The sequence below is a fragment of the Eisenbergiella tayi genome (assembly GCF_001881565.1).
GTDB classification, from domain to species: Bacteria; Bacillota; Clostridia; order Lachnospirales; family Lachnospiraceae; genus Eisenbergiella; species Eisenbergiella tayi.
The window spans coordinates 38,755-60,820 of the sequence record NZ_MPDJ01000016.1 but is presented as its reverse complement, the minus strand read 5'-3'; the positions used below and the strand labels follow the sequence as shown (position 1 = coordinate 60,820).

Annotated in this window: 18 protein-coding genes and 1 tRNA gene; 8 read left to right on the top strand and 11 right to left on the bottom strand. The window is 48.9% G+C overall.

Going from position 1 to position 22,066, the window contains the following annotated elements; all coding sequences use genetic code 11:
* Window position 1 precedes the first annotated feature (1 nt).
* Together BLA28_RS31835 and BLA28_RS31830 are read right to left on the bottom strand one after the other, a co-directional pair.
* Window positions 2-946 carry a M14 family metallopeptidase gene (locus BLA28_RS31835; protein ID WP_016360309.1) on the bottom strand — a complete coding sequence of 315 codons (945 nt, stop codon included), beginning with the start codon at window positions 944-946 and terminating at the stop codon, window positions 2-4.
* Window positions 947-1,064: 118 nt separating this feature from the next.
* Window positions 1,065-1,652, bottom strand: coding sequence for a TetR/AcrR family transcriptional regulator (locus tag BLA28_RS31830; RefSeq protein ID WP_044971865.1), 588 nt, complete (start codon window positions 1,650-1,652; stop codon window positions 1,065-1,067).
* Window positions 1,653-1,956: 304 nt separating this feature from the next.
* On the opposite strand from BLA28_RS31830, the gene BLA28_RS31825 reads away from it, so the two are divergent.
* Window positions 1,957-2,523 carry a VanZ family protein gene (locus tag BLA28_RS31825; protein WP_069153941.1) on the top strand — a complete coding sequence of 189 codons (567 nt, stop codon included), beginning with the start codon at window positions 1,957-1,959 and terminating at the stop codon, window positions 2,521-2,523.
* Between the two features lie 50 nt (window positions 2,524-2,573).
* Here the strand turns inward: BLA28_RS31825 and BLA28_RS31820 are convergent, their stop codons facing one another.
* Together BLA28_RS31820 and BLA28_RS31815 are read right to left on the bottom strand one after the other, a co-directional pair.
* Window positions 2,574-4,607, bottom strand: a complete 2,034-nt coding sequence (locus BLA28_RS31820; protein ID WP_069157346.1) for a beta-galactosidase — start codon at window positions 4,605-4,607, stop codon at window positions 2,574-2,576.
* Between the two features lie 48 nt (window positions 4,608-4,655).
* The gene (locus tag BLA28_RS31815; RefSeq protein ID WP_069156766.1) at window positions 4,656-5,450 is read right to left on the bottom strand and encodes an HAD-IIB family hydrolase; all 795 of its coding nucleotides are present in this window, start codon (window positions 5,448-5,450) and stop codon (window positions 4,656-4,658) included.
* 258 nt (window positions 5,451-5,708) lie between these two features.
* Here BLA28_RS31815 and BLA28_RS31810 point away from each other — a divergent pair.
* Window positions 5,709-5,779, top strand: a tRNA-Trp gene (locus BLA28_RS31810).
* 221 nt (window positions 5,780-6,000) lie between these two features.
* Here the strand turns inward: BLA28_RS31810 and BLA28_RS31805 are convergent.
* From BLA28_RS31805 to BLA28_RS31795, 3 genes are all read right to left on the bottom strand, one after another.
* Entirely contained in the window at window positions 6,001-7,107 is a 1,107-nt protein-coding gene (locus BLA28_RS31805) for a glycosyltransferase WbsX family protein (protein WP_069156770.1), read from the bottom strand.
* 188 nt (window positions 7,108-7,295) lie between these two features.
* Window positions 7,296-7,487 carry a hypothetical protein gene (locus BLA28_RS31800; RefSeq protein WP_009253834.1) on the bottom strand — a complete coding sequence of 64 codons (192 nt, stop codon included), beginning with the start codon at window positions 7,485-7,487 and terminating at the stop codon, window positions 7,296-7,298.
* Window positions 7,487-8,617: a glycoside hydrolase family 27 protein gene (locus BLA28_RS31795; RefSeq protein WP_069156771.1), complete on the bottom strand. Its 1,131-nt coding sequence runs from the start codon at window positions 8,615-8,617 to the stop codon at window positions 7,487-7,489. Before BLA28_RS31795 ends, BLA28_RS31800 begins: the two co-directional genes overlap by 1 nt.
* 423 nt (window positions 8,618-9,040) lie before the next feature.
* Here BLA28_RS31795 and BLA28_RS31790 point away from each other — a divergent pair, with 423 nt between their 5' ends.
* From BLA28_RS31790 to BLA28_RS31765, 6 genes are all read left to right on the top strand, one after another.
* Window positions 9,041-9,856, top strand: coding sequence for an AraC family transcriptional regulator (locus BLA28_RS31790; RefSeq protein WP_069156773.1), 816 nt, complete (start codon window positions 9,041-9,043; stop codon window positions 9,854-9,856).
* A 192-nt stretch (window positions 9,857-10,048) separates the two neighbouring features.
* A complete protein-coding gene (locus BLA28_RS31785) occupies window positions 10,049-11,242 on the top strand; it encodes a hypothetical protein (RefSeq protein ID WP_016360311.1) in 1,194 nt (397 codons plus the stop codon).
* A gap of 2 nt (window positions 11,243-11,244) precedes the next feature.
* Window positions 11,245-12,684 carry a helicase-related protein gene (locus BLA28_RS31780; protein ID WP_044971854.1) on the top strand — a complete coding sequence of 480 codons (1,440 nt, stop codon included), beginning with the start codon at window positions 11,245-11,247 and terminating at the stop codon, window positions 12,682-12,684.
* The gene (locus BLA28_RS31775; protein ID WP_009253839.1) at window positions 12,677-14,005 is read left to right on the top strand and encodes a DUF3440 domain-containing protein; all 1,329 of its coding nucleotides are present in this window, start codon (window positions 12,677-12,679) and stop codon (window positions 14,003-14,005) included. The genes BLA28_RS31780 and BLA28_RS31775 overlap by 8 nt, the downstream gene beginning before the upstream one ends.
* Entirely contained in the window at window positions 13,980-14,492 is a 513-nt protein-coding gene (locus BLA28_RS31770; protein ID WP_069155301.1) for a hypothetical protein, read from the top strand. Before BLA28_RS31775 ends, BLA28_RS31770 begins: the two co-directional genes overlap by 26 nt.
* Window positions 14,474-15,118, top strand: coding sequence for an IbrB-like domain-containing protein (locus BLA28_RS31765; protein WP_069156774.1), 645 nt, complete (start codon window positions 14,474-14,476; stop codon window positions 15,116-15,118). Before BLA28_RS31770 ends, BLA28_RS31765 begins: the two co-directional genes overlap by 19 nt.
* A gap of 65 nt (window positions 15,119-15,183) precedes the next feature.
* On the opposite strand, the gene rd is transcribed toward BLA28_RS31765, so the two are convergent.
* The 4 genes from rd to BLA28_RS31740 all read right to left on the bottom strand — a co-directional run bounded on the left by rd (window position 15,184) and on the right by BLA28_RS31740 (window position 22,054).
* Window positions 15,184-15,345 (bottom strand): rubredoxin, encoded by a 162-nt coding sequence (gene rd, locus BLA28_RS31760; protein ID WP_009253842.1) that lies wholly within the window; start codon window positions 15,343-15,345, stop codon window positions 15,184-15,186.
* A 408-nt stretch (window positions 15,346-15,753) separates the two neighbouring features.
* Window positions 15,754-17,229, bottom strand: a complete 1,476-nt coding sequence (locus tag BLA28_RS31755) for a sulfatase-like hydrolase/transferase (RefSeq protein WP_009253848.1) — start codon at window positions 17,227-17,229, stop codon at window positions 15,754-15,756.
* Window positions 17,230-17,630: 401 nt separating this feature from the next.
* A complete protein-coding gene (locus BLA28_RS31745; RefSeq protein WP_069156775.1) occupies window positions 17,631-20,180 on the bottom strand; it encodes a beta-mannosidase in 2,550 nt (849 codons plus the stop codon).
* Entirely contained in the window at window positions 20,177-22,054 is a 1,878-nt protein-coding gene (locus BLA28_RS31740; RefSeq protein ID WP_069156776.1) for a glycoside hydrolase family 20 zincin-like fold domain-containing protein, read from the bottom strand. Before BLA28_RS31740 ends, BLA28_RS31745 begins: the two co-directional genes overlap by 4 nt.
* Window positions 22,055-22,066: the final 12 nt, after the last annotated feature.

The window sequence follows — 22,066 nt, the reverse complement described above, 5'->3', positions numbered from 1 at the left end:
TTCACTTTTTTTCTTCGATTCCCGTAAGAATTCTTGCGAGAAGGGCGCCTTCATATACCAGAGGATATTCTCTGAGGGTAAAGATAAGGCCTGATTTGTGCGCAAAAATTTCCTGTTTTACTGTTCCATTGATCACATCCACGATTTCGCCTATTTTCTCTCCCTGTCTGATATAATGGTTATGTGCGGCGGAGGGGAGGAACATGCCGTTGACGGATGCTCTGATAAACTCCACCTCACCGTCTGTGGAAACGGCAGGCATGCCCACCATGCTGTGTTTTCCTTTCCACATGCCCAGCAGGTTCATCACGTTGAAAATACCGTCCACGATGCGGCTGCCGTACTCCGGGCTGATCCGGTTTCCCACTCCCAGCTCCACCACTAAAGCAGGGACTCCCCTGCTGTTCATGGCATGGGCCAGGGTTGATTCATGCACGGTTGCGGTGGCGTTGGTCCAGACCATATCCACATTCATCAGCCTGGCATAGGGAAGGAGTTTTTCTGCAAAATCTTCGCTCAGGCGTACCTGGGGTATTTCCCTCACGAATACATCGCTTGCATGAATATCCAGGCATAAATCCGCGCCCTCCAGATCCTCCACAATACGGGCGGCGGCCTGTTCCAGCAGGGTTCCGTCGGGGGAACCGGGGAATACGCGGTTCATATCCACATTTCCCAGAGGGGAGGTTCTTTGTACCACATCGATTCCCAGGGGGTTCAGCGCCGGATAAATGTCAACCGTGCCTGAAAGGAACTGCAGTCCTTCCTTCAGTCGTCTGGCTGTCTCATAGCAGATATACTGTCCCTCCAGCTCGTCGCCGTGGCTGCCGGTGACAATTGCCAGCCTGGCGGCGTCCGGGCGCAGCCGTTCTCCCTGGATCCTGTTTTTTTCTATTATCAGTTTTTCTCCCGCCGGCAGTTCCATCTCCACAATACGTTCGATCAATTTTTTGCTTCCTTTCCTTCACCGCTTATATTTGTCCGCAGCTTACATACAAAACGCCCCAAGGCTCATCCTTGAGGCATTCGTTATCATTTAAGTAAAATATTGATATCTGTCACAGTTATAAATCTTCATATACAAGCCCCTCCATGATATAAAGAAGCTCTCTGTCCACCCTGCTTTCAGACAGTCCCATCGTCTGGGAACACACCCGCAGCCCTTCCAGCACAAACATGATATCCTGCGCCGTACTCTCCGGATCCTCACAGACGAATTCCCCGTTTTCCACACCGGCCTCGATCAGTCCTTTGAGGATATCCACGGACTCCAAAAATTTCCTGCGGAGCAGGTTATCCTTTTTGGCGGGTTTATTTGCAAAAAAATACTCGTAGGCAGCAACTGTTATGCTGTTTTTTTTAAGAAGTATTTCCTTTTTCTGTTCTTTCAGAAACACAAGAAGAATATCTGTGGCAGTGGCATCTTCAGGAATTTCTCCCGAAAAAATATCATCCTTTTCCTTCTGCTCCGCTTCCAGGACTTCCCTGAAAAGCTCTGCCGTACTCTCAAAATAAAGGTACAGGCCTCCCCTGCTGATACCGCAGGCATCCACAATATCTTTCATGGTCACATCCTTGTAGCCTTTTTCCACGAAAACCTGCCTTGCCGTTTCTACTATGAATTGTTTTTTGTGCGCTGATTTTTCTCCCATAGAAAGACCTCTCTGAAATCCGGCTTGTTCATATCGTATCATAAATACACGAAAAAATAAAGCCGAATTTTTGTGTTCCCTATATACGGGATTAAGGTTAATAATAGCATAATTTATGAATTTTTATTTAAATTTTCCGCTATTTTCTTTTTTTCAGAATTTTTGTGTGCTAATATGTTCACATTAATCAGATAGGGAACTATCGCGTTGGCTGTAAGTGCAAAGTCAGATTACAGGAAAGATTCAAGGCTTCGGAAACTGGCAGCGTTTGAGATAGTAACAGAAAAAGAATCGGGGAATCTATATGAAATATGTGAAATTGTTTTTGAAAAAACTGCTGCGGTATGTGCTGAAGCCGCTTTCTTTCCTTCCGGCACTGATTATGATGTATGTCATTTTCAGTTTTTCCGCACAGGACGGCGACGTCTCCGGCGCGGTGAGCAGTTCGGTAAGCCTGCGCTTCGTACAGGCCTGCGAACAGGTGCTGGACAAGGACTGGAATGATGCGCAGATACTGCATTATGCGCAGCGGATCGAACATTATGTGCGCAAAACAGCTCATATGACGGAATATTTTCTTCTGGCTGTTTCGGTTTCTTTTCCGCTGTACGTATACCGCCTGCGGGGATGGAAGCTTTTGCTTGCCGCAGGGCTGTTCTGTGTGGCCTTTGCCGGGCTGGATGAATGGCACCAGTCCTTTGTCCCCGGCCGAACCCCTTCTCCCAGAGATGTGCTGATTGACAGTATCGGTATTTTTGCCGGCATCGAAATCACGCGGCTCTTATGCTACATCGGACGTAAAACGATCTTCCGCCCCCTGTCTCTGGGAAACAGCAGGACAGAGGAGGAATATGAGGAAGATTACTGTTGATTTCATTCAAAAAGGAAGTCCGGGCAAAACCGGGCTTCCTTTTTTGGTTCTTATTTTGCCGCCAGAATCAGACATTCAAAGGGCTTTAAGGTGATGCTGCCTTTCAGCTCCATGCCGTCTTCCACCCTCGCATAGGTGCCGGGCAGCTCCATCTGCGTTTCCGCTTCATTGAAGTTCTGCACAAACCACAGATCCTGTCCGCCTTCCCTGCGGGATACGGTGACCCCATAGGGAAGCCTTCCGGTAAACTCCGTACCGATACCGTTTTCTTCCGCCAGTCCGGCGTACAGAGCCTTCAGAAAAGCCTCTTCCGTTTCGCAGGCCAGGTAATAGGCCCTGCCGCTTCCATAACTCTTCCTTGTCAGCGCAGGGCAGCCCGCATAATAATCGGACTCATAAGAGGCCAGAACCTCCGCTCCTTCTCCTGGAATCACATGGGAAATTTCCCGCAGGCAGCCTGTTTTGTATGACTTTCCTTCAAAGCTGATGCTGTTGACGCGATGATCGGGCGCGGCGTCCATTTCTTCCGTACGGATGCCCAGAAGCTCCTCAAGAGGATGCCTGTCCAGAATACAGAGATCCGTCTCGTCCACCACGCCGCTGAAATAAGTGGCCACATAACAGCCGCCGGCTTCCACATAATCCTTAACCTTCTTAGCGTAACCCTTTTTATACAGGTAATTCAAAGGAGCCGCCACAAGGCGGTAGCCCTGGAGATCACAGTCTTCATTTACAAAATCCACATCAATGCCCATTTCCCAGAAGGGCTTGAAGTGTGCCAGGATGGTATCCTGATATGCCATGTCCTTTCTGGGGCCCTCGATATCCTCCACAGCCCACCAGTTCTCCCAGTCAAAAACAATGGCGGCTTTGGGCCTGTTGCAGGTAGGGTATACCGCATCAGAAATCTGCTCCATGCGGCTGCCGAGAGCGGATACCTCCCGGAATACACGGGTATTGCTTCCATTTCTGTGATCCACTACGGCCCCGTGGAATTTTTCCGAACTTCCCCTGCTCTTTCTCCACTGGAAGTACTGCACACTGTTGCTTCCGCAGGCGACGGCCTGAAGGGAAGACAATTCATGAAGCCCCGGCCTTTTCTGGGTATTCACAGCCTTCCAGTTGACGATGGAGGGAGTGCTTTCCATCATCAGGAAGGGCGCTTTTTTGAGGCTTCTCATCATGGAATGCCAGGCCGCCGTGCGCACGGCCACATTTACCTCATCCTTCTGACTGTGCCATTCCGGATAGTTGTCCCAGGATATGATGCTGAGCTGAGGGGCAAAACGGAAATAATCCAGGGGCTTGAAATATTCCATCATATTGGTGGTTACGGGCAGTACGCTGTATTTCAGGACCGCTCTGATTTCCTCCATGCAGAAGTCCTGGATCTGATGGCTCACAAAACGTTTCCAGTCCAGATTCAGGCCATGCAGCCGGCTTTCCCCATTGGGCACAGGGCTGTGGATCTGGGACCAGTCCGTATAGGTATGGCTCCAGAAGGCAGTCCACCAGGCATGGTTCAGATTATCCAGCGTCTTGTACTTTTCCTTCAGCCATTCCCGGAAGGCCTGCTGGCATTGAGGACAATGACAGGATGCATCGGATCCGTTTCCGCCGTATTCATTGGAGATATGCCACAGGATAACGCCCGGATGATCTCCCAGATGCCGGGACAGCTCATGGTTAATCTTTTTCATTTTCTTTCTCATAATCGGAGAGGTGTAACAGAAGTTATGCCTTCTCCCCGGAAGATTGCGCACGCCTTCCGGGCTCATCTGCCTCACCTCCTCATATTTTGCGGTCATCCAGTTGGGCATGGCACCGGTAGGTGTGGCAAGAATGGTATAAATACCATTTTCATATAATTTGTCAATAATCCTCCGAATCCAGCCAAAATGGAATTCCCCCTCTTCAGGTTCCAGCCTGGCCCATGAAAAAATCCCTAAGGAAACACAGTTTACGCGGGCCTCCTTCATGAGCCTGATATCCTCCTCCAGTACCTGGGGACTGTCCAGCCACTGCTCCGGATTATAATCCCCTCCATGAAGCAGGCGCGGATATTTGTTGATTACTTCTCTCATAAGAATCCTCCCTTCTGCGGCTCCGGGCCGCATAAAAACCAAATCTATTTACAGCCTTCCGGCAATCAGATCCTCAAGGACCCGGCTGACCATACTGCATTCCCGGTCGGCACATTTCTTAACATGCTCTTTTGCGGTATTCATGGCGTAACTCAGACCTGCCTCCTTCAGCATGGCCATATCATTTTCACTGTCACCAAACGCCAGCACTTCGTCCAGGAAAAACTGCTCCTTCGCCGCCAGCAGCCTCAGGGCGCTTCCTTTATCCACGCCCTTATTGGTAAAATCAAGCCAGCCGTTCCCGCCGTCCACTACGTTCAGAAAACGGTCGTATTTTTCATGGAACCATTTTTCTTTATCCCCCGGTATTCCTTTCGGCCAATAGATGGAAATTTTAATCATAGGGAGCTTCATTTCCCCGAAATCCTTAAGCACGGCAACCTGGTTTTTCACCTTTTCCCGCAGCATCACAGGAAACAGAGGATCCACCGGCACCATATAGGAAGCGTCCGCACCGGATACCACCACCTCCGAATCGGGAACCTCCTGCATATCACTGATAAGGGACAGCGCCAGATTCCTTTCTATATCATTCTGGTACAGGATCGTACCTCCCTGGGCGATCAGCGCCCCATTTTCACATATATAACTGATATCCTCCGCTACCGGTTCGAGAAGCCTCCGCAGATTGGCATACTGCCTTCCGCTGGCCGCAATGAAGGATATCCCCATGGATTTTAATTCCCGGATAAGAGGAAAATATTCCTCGTCCACATGCTGGGCTCCGTCCTTCAGAATGGTACCGTCAAAATCACTGGCAATTATTCGAATATTATCTGGCATTCCTGTTAACCTTTCTGTTTTACTGTGTGCAGACGCTTTCACTTACGCACTTTCTGTCTATTTTACTATAAGAGCGGGGTTTTCCATAGATATTTTTTGAAAAATATTATTAAAATTTATATATAATATTGGGTAATGGACAGGTGTTCTTTATTATTGCCGATATTTCACAACAAATTTTTTATGTAAAAAGGGCTTGCTTTTCCCCTTACGGCTATGCTATAATACAATTCGCCGGTTCAGTAAGAACCGTGTTGTAGGAGCATAGTTCAAGGGTAGAACAGTGGTCTCCAAAACCATCGATGTGGGTTCGATTCCTACTGCTCCTGTTATTGAAAAGTCTGATTTTGTCAGGCTTTTTTTGTTATCCTGAAAGATATTCTGTCATAGCAGCTGCAAAAAAGAGGCATCCTCACTTTTTGAAACAGGCCCGCTCATTGCAGACCGAGTAAATTTCCAGATCAAAATAGCGGTTTTGATGTTCAGCCAAAACCGCCCTTCCATAATATACCATAATGCAGCAACATGATTTTATTTCTGCCGCCCTCCGTCAGCCATCCATAAACACTTCCCTCAAAGCCTCCAGATACCCATATCCATACCTGTCATCCGGTTCCAGATAGCTTGTTTCCGTCCATTCATTCCAGCTGTTAACCGTAACAAACGGCGCCTGTCCCGGATGGCTGTCGGCATATTCCCGCGCCATGACAAATCCCTTTTTCACCTCTTCCGGCGGATTGTTCTTTACAATTCCCGGACGGAAGCCGTTAAAACGGGGATTATTATCCCAGCCTACGGAAATATGGGGATAATAGGGAAGGCCGTATTCCTTTTCCATCCCCTTCCATATCTCTTTGACATCAGCCAGAATCTCATCATAATCCCGGTCAATATCGGCAATATGCGCGAACTGGTAATGAGTAACGCCGGAAAATCCCAGGTATGATACCGCATCCCCGCCCTTTATTGTCTTTCCGTTGTCCAGCCCCGACAGGTTATCCGTATCCCCATAAGCTGTAAGAAGAAGATAAAGATCCGGAAAACCGGCCTTTTTCGTTTCTTCCCGGAACCATTCCAGGGCATCCTTCATTTTTTCCAGCCCGCCCAGGCCTTTCATCAGATTCGCAAGCTCATAGATCTGAAACACCGGTTTCCCGTCTATCCGGTAGTAATTGGACTGTCCGAAATACTGTGTGATCACTCTGCGGCAGGCATTTTCGAATTCCTCCCTGTTTACGGCCCCCTTCCAGATCAGACAGTCCTGCTCCCAGGAAAGCCTGATATCCCAGGTATAATTCACGTCATGATTGGCCCACATGAGGTAAAATTTCATTTTATCCCTGTTTTTTGCCTTCAGGAAACCGTCATTCAGACAATTTTCCAGATAAGGCATTCCGTCAAACCAGTACCAGTCATAAATGAATACGTTGACGCCATGCTCTGCTGCCGCTTCAATTTCCATCTCCATCACAGCGGGATCCGCCTCATCCACATACCCCCACAGCGGCTTTCTGGGCCACTCATGCCCCGGAAATTTGGCCACAGCATTTTTTACCGACTGCCACTCCCCCATTCCCTCCGGCCAGAACATGAGGCTCCTCTTATCCCTTCCGGTATACGCCGGCCACACATAAGCCGCCACATCATAGTTTCCCATTTGTTTCTCCTTCCCTTCTCCTGCCGCCCCTTTTACCCAGACCCTAAATTGAGGCCGACACTCCTTTTCCATGATATTATCATATATCTTCCGTCAGGAATGCAAGTGTCATATTTTCATTTTCTTCCTGGTCTTTTAACACCTCCGCAATGCTGACCTAAGCGTAAAAAGGCAGGGCCGCCCGCCCTTCATACAAAAAGCGTGCAGCCCTGCTGTTTAAACTGTTCTATTTTCCTGTCGATATCTTCTGTGGTCACATCCAGCTTCTGCGCCAGACACTGCTTGCAGAGGAATGACCTGCTTCCCCGGTTCACAAATTTTTTATAAGCCCCTATTTCATTATAGGTCAGATTTTTCCCGCAGTCCATGCATGCAGACATTACAGATCAACCACCTTCGCCCGGAATACCTGACAGTCAAAAGCTTCCAGCTCCCTGGATACAGTGGCGTTTGTCACCTTAAAGGTTTCTCCGCTCCATACCTCCGTCATTTCCAACGTTTTTCCGGTACTGAAACCCAGACCCACTTCATCCAGATTGAACCTTGCCGCCGCCTTTTCTTCGCTCATATTAAACAAACCGATCGCCACATCCCCATTTTCCAGCTGTCTTGCATAAAGGACCATATCGTCTCCGGCCCAAATTCCCTGCAGCTTCACCGGCTGACGGCAGGCACTGTCCTGGTTGATCCGGATCAGCTCCTCATTACCAAGAATAGCCTTTGTTTCCTCATTCATACTGCGGATATCACACCCTATCATCAGCGGGGAACCAAGCAGCGCCCAGATAGAGAAATGTGTCTTGTACTGCGTATCACTGCAGCCCTTCAGCCCCACATTCCCTTTTCCGTACATACCTACAATCAGCATGTCCATATCATTAAAGCATCCCACCCCATTATAGGGATGCAGCTTCTCCTGCTGCTTTACCAGATCCTTCACCGACTCCCATGTATCAAAAATATCACCCGTGGAACGCCACATGGATGCTGCCGATGTCTTGATCCATTCCTGAGTCTGATCCGCCCCCCAGGAACAGGCGCTGAACAGAATATCTCTTCCGCAGTTTTCCAGAGCCAGCCCCATCCTTCTGTACAGATACTGTCCATGGATAATAGGACTGTGATAGCAATAATCATATTTCAGGAAATCCACTCCCCACTCCGCAAAGGTCCGGGCATCTGTAAATTCATGCTCAAAGCTCCCCGGATACCCGGCACACGTCAGGTTTCCCGCACAGGAATACATACCGAATTTCAGCCCCTTACTGTGAACATAGTCAGCCACAGCCTTCATACCATGAGGAAACTTCACCGGATCCGGCACAAGCCGCTGATTCCCATCCCGCTCCTTCAATGACCAGCAGTCATCAATAACCAGATACTCATACCCTTTTTCCAATAGCCCGGTACTCACCATAGCGTCCGCCGTTTCAAATATCAGCTCCTCATTAATATTTTCCCCAAACGTATTCCAGGAATTCCAGCCCATAGGCGGTGTTAATTTTACCATACTCTTGACCTCCGTATCTTTATTAAGTAAGCTTATTATAAAATGTATTTTTATAACATTACCATTCAATATCGTTGCAAAAACATGTACTTTTCGTTCATTTTTATGAAAGTAAGTTTATAATAGAACAGTTATATACTACGTAACCTTAACTGTCTTGCTGAACCGGATGCCCTGCGGCTTTGCCGGGCTTTTTCCGGGCAGACGGCGGCTCTGTAAGGATTCCTGTAAGGGCCGTATAAACACGCCGGTCCTTAGGTTGCGTCCTCTGCAACCTTAGTACCGCTGCGTGTTTGTCCGAGCGAAAGCGTGCCCTGCAAGGAACCTTACAGAGCCGCCGCCTGCCCGGAAAAAGCCCGACAAAGCCGCAGGGCATCCGGTTCAGCAAGACAGTGCCCCCCCCCACAACAAAAAGGAGCTCATATGAAAAAAGAATTTTATTCCGAACACACCCTTCTGCTCACCAACTGCGGCAGAGAAGACTGCTCCGACCTTCATTCCTGGGGGCCGGGAATCCGTCCCTGCTACATTATCCATTACGTGATAAAAGGCGCAGGCTGGCTGGAATACGGGAAAAAACGTTTCTATATCCAGGCAGGCCAGAGCTTTCTCCTATATCCTTATACCGTCCTGCGCTATTACCCCGATCCGGAACAGCCCTGGGAGTATACCTGGGTGGATTTCATGGGCGAAAATGCGCCCGAACTGCTTTCCAATACCGGGTTTTCTCCTGTCTGCCCCGTATCCCCGGCCATCAGCCCGCAGCAGATCCTGCCGCTTTACGAACGCCTCTGCAGCCTGGATATCCTCTATCACAACAAAGGAGAGGCCTGCGGACTTCTTATGGCGCTTTTAGGCCTTTATGCGGACAGCTTTCCGGGTTCCTCCGCCCTGAATTCCCACAGGGAGGATAACCGCCTCTCCACCGCCATCCTGCTCATCCGGACACACTGCCACAAACCGGATTTCAATGTGGAAGCCCTCTGCGAAAGCATGCACATCAACCGGGTCACTCTTTACCGCCTGTTCCGGGAAGCCCTGCATATCTCTCCCAACACCTATATCTCCCGCTACCGCCTGGAACAGGCCCGCAGTCTTCTGGAAATGGGTTTTTCCGTCAAAAATACGGCTTTTTCCTGCGGTTATTCCGATCCTTTCTATTTTTCCAGGGCCTTCAAAGCCCGTTACGGAACCTCTCCCGCTTCCTTCAAGCGAAAAGACAATGGAACACATCTGTAGAAAAACATTTCAAAAACCTTCCCAATCTATTTGACTATAAATTGGTGATGCATTACAATAGATTTACCAATTTATGGAAATTAATTACAATATTACAGTTCATACAAAGACAGAAACTTAACATTCGACAGCAATGCAGTTACCGGAACCGGGTATTTCAATATCCGTGCCCCGGTAAAAGGGGGAGCTTATATGTCATGGTATGCCGGTACTTTTTACTGTGGGCATGAAGGCTACGTTAACATCATCGGCCCTGCCAGCAACAGGGAAAAAATGAAGGAGTATAAATTTTCAGGACTATGTCCTGCATGCTGTAAAGCGGAACTCATAAGAAGCCGGAATGAAAAAAATACGGCTGCCCGCAAAGCAGCGTCCCGGATGGAGCTTCCGCCATTGGAAGGGACAAGGAAACAGGTCGTGTGGGCGGAAACACTGCGGGTGGAAGCCCTGACGCGTCTGCAGACCTTTATCGATACGCCGGGCAATATCCATCTGATCATTCTCCGGCTGAATTACGAAGCGCTGACTCCCCTGGAGCTGACGGAAGAAAATCTACCGCCGATGCTTCAGGAAATCGTGCAGTATCTCATACATGAGAAAGTAAAAGCCGCCTATTGGATCAATAACCGTTTTAACCGGGAGCTGTGCAATCTGGAACAGCTCATTCCGGAATATCTGGAATGGTGCAAATGGTATCGGCCCGAACAGACGGTATCCGAATCCGATTTTATACGGAGTGATTCTGTCCTTTCGCCAAAAAATCCGCAATTTCCGGGTATCGTGGAAATCAAAGGCAATGATGAAGAAATATCAGCTTTTTATGAAAAAAATGACAGGTTCCGCGAAATTATCAGGCAGATGGACTACGAATGGAATGGCCGCTGCTGGTTCCGGAGGCTTACCCCTTACCGGGGCTCCTTCCGGGATCGTGCCGCAGAGCTGGGAAATGTACTGTTAAAAAATGGTTTTACCGTATCCATAACAGATAAAGAGGCGCGGGAAGGCGCGGTGAACGGCGATTTCAGTCCCGAGCATAAGCGCTGGATAACCAAAAGCAAAAAAGGGCTTTTCTTTTTTATTCCTCTTTCTTCTTCCATTCCACGGGAAGTTGTCCTGAATCTGAAAAAGATACCTACCGCTGCCTATCATTCAGGCGGCATATTCCTGGAACCTTCCCATTATGAGGAGCTGGAGGATTTTGCGGAAATGTATGGCTTCCGTTTTGACCGGGAAGCCGGGGAACTGCTACACGCCTATCGGGATACCCTGCAGCAGGTTCCTCATGTATCGCCTGCCGCTCCGCAGCCCTCCGAAGAAATCAATAACCTGCACAAAATACTGGAATCATCCGGCGCCATTCTGGATGATCTGGTGGATAACGACTGACTATGCAATTACATAATAAACTTCTGGATTACCAGGAGAAGGCCGTAGAAAAATTAAAAAAAGTAAAGGTAGGAGCTCTGTTTATGGAGCAGGGAACCGGAAAAACCATCACGGCCCTGGAGCTGTGCCGCCTGCGTCTGGAGGCAGGAAAGATAAGCCATATCCTGTGGCTGTGTCCCTGCTCCACCAAGCAGAATCTTAAGGACGAGCTGATCAAGCAGGCTCCCAGGGAAATTCTGGAACGCACCACGATCTGCGGCATAGAAACCCTGTCCCGCAGCATACATGCCAACAGCTACCTGCGCCTGCTGACGGAACGGGAGCATTGCTACCTGGTGGTAGATGAAAGCCTGCTGATCAAGAATCCCTACGCTTACCGGACGCAGAATATTGATTATCTTTCCTCACACTGTGATTACAAGCTGATACTCAACGGCATGCCGATTTCAAAGAACCAGGCCGATTTATACGCCCAGTTCCACATCCTTGACTGGAGGATTCTGGGTTATAAGACCTACTGGTCCTTTGCCGCCAACCATATAGAATTTGATCCGGAGATTCCCCAGAAAATCATCCGGTGCCTGAATACAGATTATCTTGCCAGGAAGATTTCACCCTATACCGTGCAGGTGACCAAAAAGGACTGCCTTGTCCTTCCCGACAAAAGCTATTCCGTAAACTATTTTTCCCTCACCCGGAAGCAGAACGAACATTACAATCAGGTGGCCGACGTCCTTCTTTTTCACCTGAACGAGCTGCATCCGGAGAGCATCTACCGGCTTTTTGCCGGACTGCAGGCGGTTACCAGCGGTTTCCGGGTGCTTTTCCAAAGGAGCGATACCGGGTATGAGCATATAGTAACGCAGCCGTTTTTCGAAAACCCTGCGGACAATCCCCGGCTGCAAAGGCTCCTGTCCGTCATTGACAACCGGAGTAAATACATCATTTTCTGCAACTATACCTATGAAATTGATGTATTATGCCGTATTTTATCCGTCAAATACGGGGAAGAACAAATCGCCCGCTTTGACGGTTCCATCCCCATGAAAAAAAGGATGCAGAATCTGGAAACCTTTAAAACAAGGGCCAATTTCCTCATTGCCAACCGTGACTGCGCCGGCTACAGCCTGAATCTGCAGTTCTGCCACAATATTATTTATTTCTCCAACAGCTGGGACCTGGCCACCCGCCTGCAGAGCGAGGACCGGATACACCGGATCGGCCAGGAAAAGGATATCCATATCCGGGATATCTGTGCCTACAATACGCTGGATGAAAGGATCCTGGGCTGCCTGTACCGTAAGGAAAAGCTTCTGGAGGCTTTCCGTAATGACATCAAAAATATGGAAAATAAAAACCACATTGCAGAATGGATTTATTGTCAGAAGCAGAACAGAGGGCTGATGGATTGTGATGATTTGGAGGAAGCTCGAAATGCCTAAAATTTACTCAGATAAAAATGTATATGAGGCTGCCATGGAACGGTATGAAACCATTTTCCGGCATTTTGACCATATTTATTTTTCCGTTTCCGGGGGAAAGGACAGCTCCATTATGCTGCAGCTTGCAGCCCAGGCCGCCAGACGGCTGGGGAAAAAGCTGTCGGTCCTCTACATTGATTTGGAAGCCCAGTATCAGGCCACCATTACCCATGTGGAAGAGCTGATCCAATGTACGAGGGATGTGACCGAGCGCTGGTATTGGGTGGCGCTGCCGCTGTCCCTCAGAAACGCCGCCTCCGCCATCTGCCCGAAGTGGATCTGCTGGGATAAAAAGGATCGGGACAAGTGGGTGCGCCCTCTTCCCGATCGGGACGATGTCTGCCTGATAACGGAAGATCATTACCCTAAAGAATGGACCTGGTTCAGGCGGGGGATGGAATTTGAGGAATTCATCCTCTATTTTGCCAAATGGTTTTCCGTCAGCCGCGGAGGGCCGGCTGCGGCCGGCATCGGCATTCGTTCAGATGAAAGCCTGAACCGCTTTCGCACCATTATCAGCAACACTAAGGAACGCTATCTTGACTATCCCTGGACCACCCGGATCAAAATCCATGACAAGCCCACGGACTGCTGGAACTTCTATCCCATCTACGACTGGTCCGCCGCCGATGACTGGACTGCCGTGGCAAAATTCGATTTGAAGTTTAATTACATATATGAGCTCATGTATAAAAACGGCGTCTCCATCAGTGAACAGCGCCTCTGCCAGCCCTATGGAGACGACCAGCGCAAAGGCCTTGATCAGTTCCGCTATCTGGAACCCGAAACCTGGGAAAAGGTCCTGCACCGCGTGGAAGGAGTCAATTTCGGCAATATTTACTGCCGGACCAGCCTCCTCGGCAATATCCGATCTGAGAAACCGGATTCCATGTCCTGGGAACAATATGCGGTTTTTCTTCTGGAAAGCCTGGGCCTGTACGCGCCGGAGGTACGGGATCATTATTATACAAAAATAAAAAAATTCTTTGCCTGGTGGGAAAAGGAAGCAGGAATCACCCCATCCTCCATGCCTGATGACAAATGGGATATCCAGGGCTTCCGCCGCGCTCCCTATTGGAAGCGCATCGCCAGGGCAATCGAAAAAAATGACTTCTGGATGTCCGGCTTAAGCTTCAGCGAAACAAAAGGAGACGTAAAGAGACTGTTTGAACTGAAGAAAAAATATGCCGGGATTATCCGGCGGGATATCCAGTCCACAAACAAACAGCTGCGTGACGCTGCCGGGAGGATTGAGGATGAACTTACAAAAGAAAGAGTATAACGAGGGTTATGACAGAACCGAATTCTATTCCATCATGGGAAAATTTTTTGCGGAAAAGAAATACCGGGATGAAATGCCTTATCTGATTAATACCGAAGAAAAGGAATGGCGGCTTTTTTATGAGGAAGGAGTGCTCGCCGGCTTCTACGGCCATGAGGAAAAGAAAGAGCTTACCATAATTTCGGGCGTTTATGTCATTCATGAATACCGGCACTCGGAGGTATGCGCCTTCATGGTGGAGGATATGCTCCTCTCCTTTCCCTCTATCCGTATGACCACCTCCAACCCCCGCCTTCTTACAATCCTGCGGAGGAATGACTTCCGCCAGCTGTCCCGGAGGGGCTGCTACCTGACTATGGAACGCGTCACCCCCTGCCAGGAAAACGTCACAATTACCGGACAGCGATCCGGCACCATCATAAACTTGGCTGAAGACAGCACACAGCTGAGGATACAAAAGGAGCCAGTATGGACATCAACAACCTGATAAATGAAATACAGCAATACATTTCTTCTATCGAAGATCTAGACGAAAAGGTGGACGCCATCAACCGGATACGTGACGGCATCTCCCAGGTCAGCCCTTTCCGGGATGAGCCTACGGACTGCGTACTCTGGGTAAAACAGGAAGCCGTACACGCAAATGAATACAATCCCAACCGGATTCCTTCCCCGGAAATGCAGCTTCTGCATACCAGCATCCGGGAGGATGGCTACACCATGCCCATCGTCACCTACGATATGCGCAACGGCACCCGGGAGATTGTGGACGGCTTTCACCGCAACCGCATTGCCAGGGAATACCCTGACATCCAGCACCGGATACAGGGCTATCTGCCCGTAACCACCTTAAATAAGCCTCTGGACCAGAGAATTGCCGCTACCATCCGACATAACCGCGCCAGAGGGACTCATGGAATCCGGCCAATGAGCGCCATCATCATGGATCTCACCCGCTCCGGCTGGTCCGATGAAAAAATATGTTCCCAGCTGGGAATGGAACTGGATGAGGTTCTTCGGCTGAAACAGATAACCGGCCTGAAGGAAGCATTTATGAACCATGAATTCAGCCGTTCCTGGGAGGAATTTGAGAAAAAATATTATGAGACCTGAGGGTGATCATAAAAAATGACGCCTGCAGTTCAACTGCAGACGCCATTCTGTCACACTGTATACTCTTACTCCGTTACAGAGAACTGATCCTTGCCTACGCCGCACAAAGGGCATACCCAATCATCTCCGAGAGCTTCAAATGCGGTTCCGGGTTCAATTCCGTTATCCGGATCTCCCAATTCGGGATCATAAATATAACCGCAAACGTCACAAACATATTTACTCATTCTGCTCACCTGTTCCTTTCTCAGTTAAATTTTTAAATCACAATATGTAGTATTATAACAAAAAGATATATATATTACAATCCATCCGTAAAAATACCGGCTTTATTTTCTATTTTACTCAGCTCTTGCTTCCGCCGCCATGCTCTCTTCCTCACCCGCTTTCTTGTCACAGCTTTTTCTCTGATTATGCAATACCGGACTGCGCGATTCCCCATTTCTTAAATAATAATTAGTAAATTCTTTCGTTTTACTTCACAGAAACTTCAATCGTATAACACAAAAAGGTCACAATTATAAGGTATCCTATAATCACAGAAAGCCAATAACGCTTTTTCAATATAGATACTCTTTTTCATAACTCAAGCCAGTACCCCATGGGTACTGGCTTCCTCCCTTTTTACAGCCTTTTTATTTTTTTCTTACTGCGGATTCCATTTCCAGTCCGGTGTCATAATCCAGCTGTCTGGGTTCATATTCCTCATTTTCCCTCTGTCTGGTCATATGGCGGCTGTCCCAGTCACGCTCCATTCTGTGCCAAGGCCGATCCTCCCAATGATACGAACGGAAGGGATCCCTTGTCCGGTACATCTGATCAATCAGGGCTTCATGAAGCTTATTGCGAACCTGGCTCAGTCTTTCCTCATGTATCAGATTCACCATTTCATCCGGATCCTCCTGCAGGTCATACATCTCATCCGTATCCAGCAGATTGATAACCAGCTTATACCTGCCGTCAAAAATACAGCGCATGGGCTGGAAGGATCCAAACCCATCATGATCCACTTCATATCTTCCATACTCCACAAAAATATGGTCGTTCACACGCACGCTGCCGTCTGCCAGCTCCGGATACAGGCTTTTTCCTTCAAAGGCTTTCGGGATATCAATCCCCATCATCTCAAAGACAGCCGGAGCCAGGTTGATATGGGAAACAGGATTCTCATCCACCCTGCTTCCAAATCCTTTGATTAAAAGAGGGATCCGCGCATTCTCTTCATAAGGTGCCGGGCCTTTTCCGGTCAGGGAATGGGAAAACAGCATGTCGCCGTGATCCGACGTATAAATAATCACTGCATCCGGCGCATATTTCTCCGCTGCTTCCAGCACCCTTCCGATTTCATAATCCACATAAGTATTACAGCCGAAAAACTCCTTATGTGAAGCCCTGAACTCCGGATCCTCCGTCAGATGGCGGAATGGCCTGGCCCACAGTCTCTGGAATTCCGGCTTGTCTTCCAGGGTATCATCAAAATTTCCGGGACGGGGCAGCTTATAATCCGCATACATATCCACATATTTCTTCGGGCACAGATATGGCCCGTGAGGCTCATCAAAAGATGCCACACAGAAGAAATCCTCATCGTTATAATTTTTCAGGAAATCTATCGCCCTGTCCGCCACTCTGTGGCCGAAGGTAAATTCCTCTTTAATATCATACTTTTCAATACTGTCCGTCCTCCTGGATATCACTCTTTCCTCCGGAGTAAGCTCTTCCAGGTAGTTTCTCATGTCATACCAGTAATCTGCATCCCAGCCCTCCGGACATCTGCCCAGGCCGAAATAATCGCCTCCGTCCAGATGCCATTTGCCGATATAGGCCGTATGTACCCCATGATCGGACAGACGCTTTCCGATACTCTGCACATTTCCGGAAACACCCATGGAATTGGACCATGACGCGCAGGAATGAGGATAACAGCCTAAAAAGATACCCGCCCTGGCCGGCTGGCACAGAGGCTGTGTGGTATACGCCTTATCAAAACGGATTCCCTGTTCCGCCAGCCTGTCCAGATTCGGTGTATGCATGTCCGGATTACCATAGCAGCCAAGCATATCCGCGCGCTGAGAATCGGTCATCAGGAATAAAACTTTTCTTTTGCTCATTACTGGCCTCCCTGTTTTTCATATATGCCGTGATGGTTTTCCGCAGTTTTTCCTTTATTGCATATCATTCATACGAAGCACGGCTTAAATAAATACTATCACAAAGCGCCATACAGGAGCAAGACGGCAATATGACCAAATGCCTGACAGACAGATAAAAAGACGTTACGGTTTACCCTCTACGAGTGCACACAGTAACGCCTTTATCTCTATCTGATATATCTTTTTAATTCTTCATAAAAATTTTCTCTGGTTCCGGCTAAAATAATTACCACCGTTTGACCAGCTGATTCGTATATTCTAGTCATCCTCCGAAGAAAAAAGTCTGTCTATGGGGATACAAAAGCCATCAGCAGCAATTTCATCTGCCTCTGCGATAGAGAATCACTCAGTCAATCCCATCACTTAATATCAAATACACTTCTGACCATCAGCTTATCCGTATTTCCCTCCAGCACACGAACCCGCTTAACACCGGCATTCATATCAAAGAAGTTATCGGACAGCACCAGATTATCCTCTTCATTCCGTATTTCCACGCTCTTGGCATAGGCCTGCGCCTTTACGGTTATCACATCCCCTTCCGCCTCACAGCTCAATTGAGGATCCATATAAGCAAAATACTTGGGATAAGAGAAGTTAACCGTTCCCTCCGAAAGGACCTCGCCGTCCATTTCCATTTCATAACTCACGTAGTTGGTACGAAGCTGTGCTTCAGGGAATAGGATTTTATCCAGCCAGACGCTGGTGAGCGCCGGAACCATAAGGCTTTCCTCTCCGCTCCTGACGATTTGTGCATCAGGAGTCCGCAGCGCCCAGCGAACGGTCACCTGCGCATCTTTCATGGTTTCATTCGCCACATTGAGACGGATGGATTTTTCAAATTCAAAATGTTCCCGGTTCATGTTGGCTTCCGCGCTCATCATTCCCTGTTCCTCACAGGAAAGAAGAATCGGGGCGAAGAAACGCTTTGCATAATAATGCAGCGCCTTCAGCCTGCCTTCATAATCGATACTCGACCAGGATACCACCGGCCAGCAGTCATTGAGCTGCCAGTATATGGCTCCCATGCAGCGGCCGCGGTTGCGCCGGAAATGCTCCACCCCATAACGGATAGCATCCGCCTGCAGCAGCTGGGAGGCATAAATGAAGGTATCAAAACCGGAAGGATATTTATAAGTCTGCTGCATGTACCCCATAATTTTACCGTTGGCGCTGTACTGGCGCTGATGCTTTTCACAAATATAGGAAAATGCATTATAATCCTCCGGATCATCGGTAAAGGTTTCTATCGTCTTCAGGGACGGGAACGCCTGGAAGCCAAACTCGGAGGCATACCGGAAGAAATACTTCCTGTATTCTGAAAATGGCTTGTTTCCGTGCCATACCGCCCAATAATGCACATCTCCCCGGTTGGGATCATTGGGTTCATCCAGGCATCCGCCTGAAGAAGGGCTTGCCGGCCAGTAGAAGGTCTGGGGATCATAGGTATGGACGATCTCCGGGATAATCCGTTCAAACATCAGGAAATAATCTCTTACCTCGCTCGCCTTGGTAAGCCAGCTGTTGCGCTCAAACACGAACTGCTCCATCTCGTTGTTGCCGCACCATAATCCCAGGGACGCATGGTGGCGTATCCGCTTCACATTTTCAATGAATTCCTGTCTGATGTTGGCTTCAAAAGCAGGAGTCAGCTCATATACCGCACAGGCAAACATGAAATCCTGCCAGACCATAAGACCCAGCTCATCACAGATATCATAAAACCAGTCGCTGGGATAATAGCCGCCTCCCCATACACGGATCGCATTGAAATTGGCAAACCTGGCCTTTTCCAGAAGTTTCCTTGTTGTTTCCGGCGTCACTCTGCCCAGAAGATTGTCCTCCGGAATATAATCCGCTCCCATGGCAAAAACCGCCGCGCCGTTCACTTCATGGGCAAAGCATTCTCCCCATTCATCCTTTTCCCTGCGCATGTTCATGGTACGCAGCCCTATCCGTTTTTCCCAACAGTCTATTTCCCTGCCGTCCGAATACAGAACCACCTTGACAGTATAAAGATCCTGTGCGCCATAGCCGTTAGGCCACCAAAGCTTCGGCTCTTCTATTACGATTTCTGTGGGGGAATCCTCATAAACAGCCTTTGTCCCGTCAGGCGCGGTAATTTCCGCCTGATAGCTCATATGCTGGCCGCATCCGCCGAAAACCCTTCCTCCGGTTACATCCATCAGCTTCGGGACACCGTCGGTAATCCCTGCCGTCTCTTCCGTCACCTGCAGCTGCAGCGTCACCCTGCTGACGGAGCGGTTTCCGAGAGCGGCTATCGCCCTGTCGCTGTCGGCTTCCGGCACTCTTTCATGCTGCTGTAATATCAGCACATTATCGATACGCCCTCTGTCGATCCCAAGAAGGGTGACCGGACGGAAAATCCCCGCATCCGGCAGGTGAGCGCCCCAGTCCCAGCCGAACATATAATGGGCTTTCCTGATATGCACAAACCCTTCCAACGTATCGTCATTTCCCAATGTCCGGCACTCCCGGAAGGCTTCCCGGATATATTTATTGGGAGAATGCAGAACCACCCTCAGTTCATTTTCCGCCGACTTTACCTTTTCACGGATATCATATTCCCAGATACGATGCATATTGAACGCATCTCCCAGATGTTCCCCGTTCAGGAACACATCGGCAATGGTATCCAGCCCGTCGAAATGCAGCAGGATTCTGTCCTTATCCAGAATATCCTCCGGGCAGTCAAACTGCATGGTATATTCATAATCATATTCCATCAGCTCCAGGGCTTTATCCTCGTTATCCTTCCAGAAAGGATTCTCCATCCTGCCGTTAGCCAGCAGATCTCCGTAAACGCTGCCCGGCACTGTGGCCGGCAGCCATTCCATTTCCCCAAGACGGCGCATCTTCCAGCCCGTATGTAAGGTTTTCTCCGTCATTCTTTTTCCTCCTTCATCCGCAGATAATCCCCGTACCAGACAATAAGCTCCTGGATCCGGTAAAGTTCGGATTCCTTGCTCACACTGCGGTATATTTCTTTATAATGATACAGCCATTTTTCCAGCTCCTCCGCCAGCTTCCATGCATCCGGCATACTGCTGTAGGTACGTCCGTATTCCCTCGCTGTCACCACCTTACCCAGTTCATTAAACAGGCGGACGGCATCCACCGCTGCCAGATAGGGCTTCACAAGCTCTCTTTTGCCTTCCTTTAAATGAACGATATTGCCATAAAATTCCCTGCTGATTTCTCCCAGCCTCTCATTCTTCTCGTCCACCCCGTCCATATCTCCCAGGTGTTCCGATATATAAGCCTTGTGATCCTCTGTAAATTCCGGAACCTCTCCCAGCTCTTTAAACCGGATGGCCGTCTCCCAGTCAAAAGCCTTCTGAGCCGCCACAGAAGCGGCAATGCTGACGAACCTCTCTTCTTCATCCCCGAATTCCAGCCTGGAAATCTGCCTGTTGATCTCATCAAAAGACGGGATATTTCCATTCCAGGAAAAAGCAGCTCCGTATATCATTCCCACAACACCGAATTCCGGATGGTTGACATGAAGGAAATCACCCCAGTCTGTGTTAAGGACACCGATGGAATGGTACTTCACCGCATAGCTGCACATACGGCGTATGTTCTCAAAAGAATTCTCAATAAGATACATGAACTGATTCCAGCCGCAGGCGCCCGGGCAGGAATACTGCACCGCACCGGCATCATACAGCCACTTAGTCTCATCCTCTCTCTGATATTTGGCATATCCCCAGTTCAGGCATATGGTTTCCTCCGGAAGCTCTTTAATCATTTCCGGGAATCCGCATATAATATCCCCCCAGAACATGGGGCGCCTTCCGTTCTTCACCAGGAATTCGCACAGAGCCTTCACGAAATCAATATAAATACGATCCACGCCCTTTTCTTCGGCTGCCGCTCTGCTCTTGCCTTTCCCTAAATCAAAGGTTTCGTCCGCACAGATATTAAACTGTCTGGAAGTAAACAGCGGCATGAATTCCCGGATTTTTCCCTTTATGAATTCCAGGCTCTCCGGATCCGTCACATTGATGGTATGGTGATGCATCCTGCCCCGCAGAGAAAAAGGCATCTGATCCGCACCTTCCAGCTCACATAAATGAGAGTACCCCTTGGAGCTTAACACCTTGTACAGATGACCGAAGCAGGACAGGGAGGGAACCAGTTCGATTCCTCTCTCCAGGCAGTACTGATCCAGTTCCATAATCTCTTCTGCAGTCAGCGGCGTATCATCCCTCCAGATTTCACTGAAATCCCGGAACAGGAACGTATGCTCAATATACAGCTGCAGCTGGTTCATTTTATAGTAAGCCATGCGGTCGGCCATTTTTTTCAGAAAAGAAAGCTTGGGCACCCTTCCTCTAGTGACATCATGGTAAAAACCTCTGTTGGGGATATCCGGCCCGTCTTCTATTTGTACAAAGGGCAGGACCGCGCCGCATTGCTCCACCATCTGCTGCAAGGTCTGGCAGCCGTACCAGACTCCCGCTTCCCCTCCGGTAATCCGGACATTTTCCGCATCCACCGTCAAAACATAATCTTCTTTTCCCATCTGCGGGCACTGCTCCAAAATCACATCGCCCTTCCGGCCTTCCCCTCTTGTGAGAGCCAGGGCAAACCCCAGCTTTTCTTCCAGCGCCTTTTGTACAAGCGCCACCTGCCGGGTGAGCCTGTCCCCGCAGGAGGGATCCAGCACAATATATCCCTGATAAGACAGGACAAATCCGTTTTGTCCTTCTTCCGCTTCCTTATATTCAATTTTTCTGGGCTGTGGTATGAAATACATGGCTTTTTCTCC

What these genes read in the sequence shown, in the direction of transcription:
- BLA28_RS31830 (WP_044971865.1), bottom strand. Translation starts at nt 1,652, where the DNA reads ATGGGAGAAAAATCAGCGCACAAAAAACAATTCATAGTAGAAACGGCA.
- BLA28_RS31825 (WP_069153941.1), top strand. Translation starts at nt 1,957, where the DNA reads ATGAAATATGTGAAATTGTTTTTGAAAAAACTGCTGCGGTATGTGCTG.
- BLA28_RS31820 (WP_069157346.1), bottom strand. Translation starts at nt 4,607, where the DNA reads ATGAGAGAAGTAATCAACAAATATCCGCGCCTGCTTCATGGAGGGGAT.
- BLA28_RS31815 (WP_069156766.1), bottom strand. Translation starts at nt 5,450, where the DNA reads ATGCCAGATAATATTCGAATAATTGCCAGTGATTTTGACGGTACCATT.
- BLA28_RS31805 (WP_069156770.1), bottom strand. Translation starts at nt 7,107, where the DNA reads ATGGGAAACTATGATGTGGCGGCTTATGTGTGGCCGGCGTATACCGGA.
- BLA28_RS31800 (WP_009253834.1), bottom strand. Translation starts at nt 7,487, where the DNA reads ATGTCTGCATGCATGGACTGCGGGAAAAATCTGACCTATAATGAAATA.
- BLA28_RS31795 (WP_069156771.1), bottom strand. Translation starts at nt 8,617, where the DNA reads ATGGTAAAATTAACACCGCCTATGGGCTGGAATTCCTGGAATACGTTT.
- BLA28_RS31790 (WP_069156773.1), top strand. Translation starts at nt 9,041, where the DNA reads ATGAAAAAAGAATTTTATTCCGAACACACCCTTCTGCTCACCAACTGC.
- BLA28_RS31785 (WP_016360311.1), top strand. Translation starts at nt 10,049, where the DNA reads ATGTCATGGTATGCCGGTACTTTTTACTGTGGGCATGAAGGCTACGTT.
- BLA28_RS31780 (WP_044971854.1), top strand. Translation starts at nt 11,245, where the DNA reads ATGCAATTACATAATAAACTTCTGGATTACCAGGAGAAGGCCGTAGAA.
- BLA28_RS31775 (WP_009253839.1), top strand. Translation starts at nt 12,677, where the DNA reads ATGCCTAAAATTTACTCAGATAAAAATGTATATGAGGCTGCCATGGAA.
- BLA28_RS31770 (WP_069155301.1), top strand. Translation starts at nt 13,980, where the DNA reads ATGAACTTACAAAAGAAAGAGTATAACGAGGGTTATGACAGAACCGAA.
- BLA28_RS31765 (WP_069156774.1), top strand. Translation starts at nt 14,474, where the DNA reads ATGGACATCAACAACCTGATAAATGAAATACAGCAATACATTTCTTCT.
- rd (WP_009253842.1), bottom strand. Translation starts at nt 15,345, where the DNA reads ATGAGTAAATATGTTTGTGACGTTTGCGGTTATATTTATGATCCCGAA.
- BLA28_RS31755 (WP_009253848.1), bottom strand. Translation starts at nt 17,229, where the DNA reads ATGAGCAAAAGAAAAGTTTTATTCCTGATGACCGATTCTCAGCGCGCG.
- BLA28_RS31745 (WP_069156775.1), bottom strand. Translation starts at nt 20,180, where the DNA reads ATGACGGAGAAAACCTTACATACGGGCTGGAAGATGCGCCGTCTTGGG.
- BLA28_RS31740 (WP_069156776.1), bottom strand. Translation starts at nt 22,054, where the DNA reads ATGTATTTCATACCACAGCCCAGAAAAATTGAATATAAGGAAGCGGAA.